Genomic DNA, 5,523 nt, shown 5'->3' on the forward strand with positions numbered 1-5,523 from the left:
CAGCGTCAGGTGTGTATAAGACACAGGGCCCGGCCGGACCGATGAGCTGTGAGGCGGAGTCATCGTCATGGCGGGCCTTCCTGCAAGGACAAAGTGATGGTCGTCCACGCGCCGACGTGGATGCGGTCGCCGTCGGCGACGGGCACCGGCACGTTCACCTCGATCGGATCCGATCCGCCGTTCACCGTGGTGCCGTTCGTCGAACCGGGGTCGACCAGGTTCCAGGTCCCGTCGGGTCGCGCGAGGAGGACGGCGTGCAGGTGCGAGACGCCGGGGTCCTCGGGCGGCACGCTCAGGTCGATCTCCGGCAGGAGGGCGCGGGACGTGCTGCGCCGCCCGATCCTGACCTGGTCGCCGATCAGCGGGACGCGGCGGTCCGGGCAGTACGGCGGGAAGGTCAGCGCCGACGCGTCCGGGCCCATCTCCGCTATCACAGAGTCGAAGTACGTGCGGTCGGCGACGATCAGCGCGGACGGGCCGGGCGGCGCGACGTGCGGGCCGCTGCCGCTCCGCTGCGACGGCACCAGCGGCCTCGGCTGGACGGTCGGGGCGGCGGTCCGGATGGCAGTCAGCTGGACGGTGTGGAGCGAGCCGGAGTCGAAGTCGTATCCGTCGACCTCGCAGAAACGGCCGTCGCGGGGCGTGCCGCAGTGCGGGCATGCCGGGGCCGCCTCCGCCGCCTGCGCCTCGGGCGCCTGCGTGGGGGCGGATGGCGGGGTGGGCTCGGCGCGTTGGGCGCCCGGCATGAGGTCGCCGCAGACGTCGCAGTAGTCGGCGGACTCGGACGTGTGCCCGCGCGGGCAGACCGGCATGGGCCTCAACCTCCTCCCCGCTCGCCGCGTTCTTCGTGCGCTTCGTGCTCTTCGCCGTGGCGGGTTCGGACCGTCCGGACGGAACGGGTATCGAGCGACATCTCGTCCGCCTTGGACACCTCCCGCTTCAGCCGCACGGTGCCGCTCGCCGGGTCGACGACGTCCACCACGCGGTCCAGCAGGTCGGAGATCTGCTCGTTGCCGACCTCGCGGGCCAGCACCACGGCGCGTCCGAGGCGGGCCGTGGCCGTGTCCTCGTCGCCCGCCCGGCGCGCCTCCAGGCCCTGCTGGATGGCGTCGGCGAGCTCCGACTGGCCGGTGTGGTGCGCGACGCGTCCGCTGATCCGCGTCGATCGGGCCTCGTCGTCCGTCCACTCGGCGAGGACGTTCCCGGACGCGAGGACGTCGTCGCCCGCGAGGAGCTTCACCCACGCGGCCCGCATCTGCCGTCCCACGTCGCCCGGCTCCTCGACCTCGACGCACAGGTGGTATTCGCGGGTCTCGTCCCCCCACGCGCCGAGCGGGTAGTCGCCCGTCTGCGTCCCGGACTCGACCCGCCTGCCGGTGAGGTCCTCCACGGCCGGGACCATCTGCTTGACGAACCGGAGCCGTGCCTGCTTCGGCGTCCACACGCGCAGGGACACGTCCGCGATCTCCTTGCTCATCGCGGTGCGGGTCATCGCGAGGAAGTCGGCCTCCAGGTCCGCCGGGTCGGGCACGTCCAGGAACCCGCCCAGCAGCGCGGAGGTGATCTTGCGGAGTTCGGCGACGTCCCAGTCGGTGCCGACGCCGCGCGCGTCGCAGAGGAAGTGGCCCGAGCAGGCGCGCAGCGCCGCGTCCAGTTCGCCGGCGGTCTCGTGCTGGTTCTTGCCGTCGGTCAGCAGGATGGCGTGCTTGACGGCGTCGTCGTAGCCGGTGAACAGCCGGTCGGCGAGGAGCAGCCAGGACCCGATCGCCGTCCCGCCCGCCGCCTCCAGCCGCTGGACGGCCTGCACGGCGTTCCGGCGGGACGTCTCGTCCGCCGCGACGAGCCGCTCCCCCTGCGGGTAGATCATCCGCGGCCGGTTCGCGCCGGCGACCACGGCGAAGTGGACGCCGTCGCGCAGCACGTTCACCGCCGCCCGCGCCGCCCGCTTGGCGGCGGCCATCTTGCCCCGGTACGACATCGAGCCCGAGGTGTCGATGAGGATGACCTCGGCGGCCGGCGCGCGTCCTCGATCGTCTCCGGTACCGGTGCCGCCGGCCCTGGCGCCGGTGCCTTCGGCCCTGGACGAGCGCGCCTCGACGGTCACGATCGCGTGCATCTCGCGTCCGCCGGCCGGGAGGTAGGCGTTCTGGTCCACGCGGACCGTGAACTCGGGGACGTCGCTCATCTGCCCGGCTCCCTGCTCGTTCCCGGCGGCGGCGAGCCCGGCGGCGGCCAGGCGATCACCACCGCCGTGACGTTGTCGTGCCCGCCCGCGTCGAGCGCCGCCCGCAGCAGCCGCCGCGCCGCGCGGACCGTCCGGCCGCCGGAAACCTCTGGACGCGCCTCGCCGTCTTCGCCTTTCAGGGCCACGGCCGCGAGGTCCGCCGCCTCCGGCAGGTCGTTCCACAGGCCGTCGCTGCAGATCAGGACCATGCCGGGGCCTGCGGGCCGGAACGCCGCGACCTGCGGTTTGACGATGCCCGCGTCCGCGCCGAGCCAGGCCGTCAGCAGGTGCGCCCGCCGGTCGGCCCACGCGTCCGCCGCGCTCATCTGCCCGCGCTCGATCATCTGCGCGGCCCACGAGTCGTCCCGCGTGAGCAGGAACGAGGCGGCGGACGAGAGCCAGTAGACGCGGCTGTCACCGACCCAGCCGACGGTGACGCCCGCGCCGTCCACGACCGCCGACGCGAATGTGCAGGCTGGTGCGCCGTCCAGGTCCTTCGGGTCCTTGATGAGGCTCGCGACGACCTCGGCCGCCCGTTCCGCCGCCGCGCGTGTGGCGGCTTCCGGGTCCATGCCCACCGAGACGCGTCCGGCCAGGACGGACGCCGCCGCCTCCGCCGCCAGCCGCGACGCCTCCGCCGAGCCCGGCGCAGTCGCGACGCCGTCGCACACCACCGCGCACGCACCGGAAGGCAGGGGCGCGAGCGTGAACGCGTCCTCGTTGCGCTTGCGCTTCAGCCCGATATCGCTCACCGCCGCCACGAACCCGCCCAGCTCGGCCTCGACATGCTCCCGTCCGCTCGGCCGCCGGAAGCCGCATTGGTCGCAGTAGCCGTCCGTCCCGATGGCGCCGGTCCCGCAGTCGGCGCATGTGCGGTCCGGAGCGGTCGGGTCGGGACGGCCGCACTGCTCGCAGAAGCGGTCGCGTGCGTGGACGGGCTCGCCGCAGGTGCGGCAGAGCCCGGCATGGGTGTGCTGGTCCGCGTCCATCGTCAGAACAGCGTCCTCGGACGCACGGCGTTCGCCCGCCTGACCATCAGGTGCCGGTGCTCAGCGCCGTCGGCGAGCTTGGCCAGGACGCGGTACGTCTCCTCCAGCTTCACGCGGAGGGACGGCTCGTCCAGCCCGGTCCCGAGGATCGGCTGCCGCACCCCGGCCGGGAGCGTGCGGCCTGTGCGGACCCAGGCGAGCGCTGCCTCCAGCACCTCGGCGGCGAACGCCGCGGCGCGCTCGGTGTCCAGCCGGAGGGACGCGAGGCGGCGGCCCGCCTCGATCAGGGTCGGCGCGTTCAGGTCGGCCGGGCCCCGGCCGCGGACCGCGACGGCGACGGCCGCGAGCTGCGCGGCGAGATAGTGGCTGGAGATCCGGGGGACCGAGTCAAGGACGCGTTCGGCGGCGCCCCGGTCGCCGGTCGCGAGACGGGTCCTGGCCAGGCCGAACGCGGCGCTCACATGCGTCGGGTCGGTGCGCCAGACCGTCTCGTAGAAGCGGTCGGCCTGCGGGATCACGCCCATCAGCTCGTTGCAGAAGGCGAGCGCCAGCTTGGGCGCCTGCTCGCCGGGCGCGAGGTCGTACAGGTCGTTGAAGACGGCGCTCGCGTCCCGGCCGCGGCCGTCCGCGAGGGCGCGGACGCCGCGGTACCAGTCGACGCGCCAGTCGTCCGGGTCCTCGACGGCGAGCTCCTCCAGGAGCCGGTGCGCGCCGTCCAGGTCGCCCAGCTCGATCCGGACGCGCACCAGCGCGAGCCTGACCTCGCGGGACGCGACGGGCGCCGCGCTCAGCGCCGCCGCCAGGTCGCCGGGGTCGCGGGCGGTGAGCCCGGCGAGGAACGCGGCCGCCGGGTCAGCCCCCGACACCAGCGGGACGGGCAGCGCCGCCGCCGCGGCCCCGGGCTCCAGCGGGGCGAGGATCGGCGCGTGCGACGTGCCGCTGCCGTTCTGGCCGCCCGCCGGTCCGAGGCCGCCGACGATGTCCGTCCCCGCGGTCTGCTGCTCTTGCCCGAACAGCGGCGACGGCGCGGGGCGGGGCCGTCCGTCCTCGGCCGACAGCACCTCCCGCAGGACGCCGGTGAGCTGCTCCGCCATCTCGGCGGCGCTCTGGAAACGGCGGGTCGGGTCCGGGTGCGTGGCGCGGCGCAGCAGCCGGTGGTACGACTCGTGCCGCTGGAACAGCGGCACCTCCTCGCGGGGCGGCAGGCTGCGCAGGTGCCGTCCCGTGTAGCCGCGGAACGGGAAGCTCAGCACCGCGAGCGTCCGTCCCACCGTGTACAGGTCGGACGTGATCGACGGGCCCCGCGAGCCGATCTCGGGGGCCTGGTAGCCGGGCGTCCCGAAGATCGGGCTGTCGACGTCGAACGCCCGCCGCACCCCGCCGAGGTCGATCAGCTTGAGCTGCTCCTCCGACTGGATCGCGTTGTCCGGCTTGAAGTCGCAGTACAGCAGCCCGACGCCGTGCAGGTAGCCGAGCGCGCTCAGCACTTCGAGCCCGTACGCGATCACCTGGCCGAGCGGCAGCGCCGCGCCGTCGCCGTGCTCGCGGCGGACGCTCAGCAGGATGTCCTTCAGCGACCGGCCGCCGACGTACTCCATCACGATGTAGCCGGAGTCGTCGTGCCGGACGAAGTTGTAGATCTTGACGATGTTCGGGTGCTCGACCTCGGCCAGGAACGCCCGCTCGGCCGTCGCGGCGGCGAGCGAGTCGGCGTCGCCGGTGTCGAGCAGCCCCTTCAGGACGATCCACCGGTCGCTGACGTTGTGGTCGCGGGCCAGATACACCCAGCCGAGCCCGCCGTGCGCCAGGCAGCCGAGCACCTCGTACTGCCCGCCGATCAGCTCGCCCGCGTGGAGCTTCGGCGTGAACGAGAACGGATGCCCGCAGTTCGCGCAGAACCCCTCGGTGCGTCCCGGACGCCCGTCCCGGCTGCGGCCGACCTTCTCGTCGCACCGGCTGCAGTACCGCCGGTTCTCCGGGACCTCCGGCTTCTCCATGATCGCCGAGGCCGGGTCGCGGGCCGGGACGGGCGGCACGTCCACCAGCCCGGCGCCGAGCATCCCGCGCCGCGCCGACCCGCCCGATCCCGTTCCGCGTGACCCGCCGCGCGACGCCGTCCGTCCGGACCCGAGCGTCCGCGATCCGCTGCTGGCCGAACCGCTCGATGCCGAACTCGGCCCCGTCCGTCCACTGGGCGCGGACGGCCCAGACCCACCCGGCGCGGACGGAACAGATCCGCCCGGCTGCCTCGTGGTCGGAGGCGCCACCGGATTCTGCTGCCTGGTCACCCCGGCCCGCCCAGGCCCGCCG

Annotated in this window: 4 protein-coding genes and 1 pseudogene; 1 reads left to right on the forward strand and 4 read right to left on the reverse strand. The window is 74.3% G+C overall.

The window, feature by feature from the left end; translation table 11 throughout:
• Positions 1-65: 65 nt before the first annotated feature.
• The 4 genes from E1287_RS41715 to E1287_RS41730 are packed head-to-tail and all read right to left on the reverse strand — an operon-like array spanning position 66 to position 5,273.
• On the reverse strand, positions 66-812 hold the full coding sequence (locus E1287_RS41715; protein ID WP_131971413.1) for an FHA domain-containing protein: 747 nt from the start codon (positions 810-812) through the stop codon (positions 66-68).
• Between the two features lie 5 nt (positions 813-817).
• Positions 818-2,185: a VWA domain-containing protein gene (locus tag E1287_RS41720; protein WP_131971415.1), complete on the reverse strand. Its 1,368-nt coding sequence runs from the start codon at positions 2,183-2,185 to the stop codon at positions 818-820.
• Positions 2,182-3,213 carry a protein phosphatase 2C domain-containing protein gene (locus tag E1287_RS41725; protein ID WP_131971417.1) on the reverse strand — a complete coding sequence of 344 codons (1,032 nt, stop codon included), beginning with the start codon at positions 3,211-3,213 and terminating at the stop codon, positions 2,182-2,184. Before E1287_RS41725 ends, E1287_RS41720 begins: the two co-directional genes overlap by 4 nt.
• Positions 3,214-3,215: 2 nt before the next feature.
• Positions 3,216-5,273: a serine/threonine-protein kinase gene (locus E1287_RS41730; RefSeq protein ID WP_131971419.1), complete on the reverse strand. Its 2,058-nt coding sequence runs from the start codon at positions 5,271-5,273 to the stop codon at positions 3,216-3,218.
• Here E1287_RS41730 and E1287_RS46160 point away from each other — a divergent pair.
• A pseudogene (locus E1287_RS46160) lies at positions 5,209-5,523 on the forward strand (hypothetical protein); the annotation flags it as partial. The gene E1287_RS41730 and the pseudogene E1287_RS46160 sit on opposite strands and share 65 nt — an antisense overlap.

Source organism: Actinomadura sp. KC06, from assembly GCF_004348735.1.
Taxonomy (GTDB): Bacteria; Actinomycetota; Actinomycetes; order Streptosporangiales; family Streptosporangiaceae; genus Spirillospora.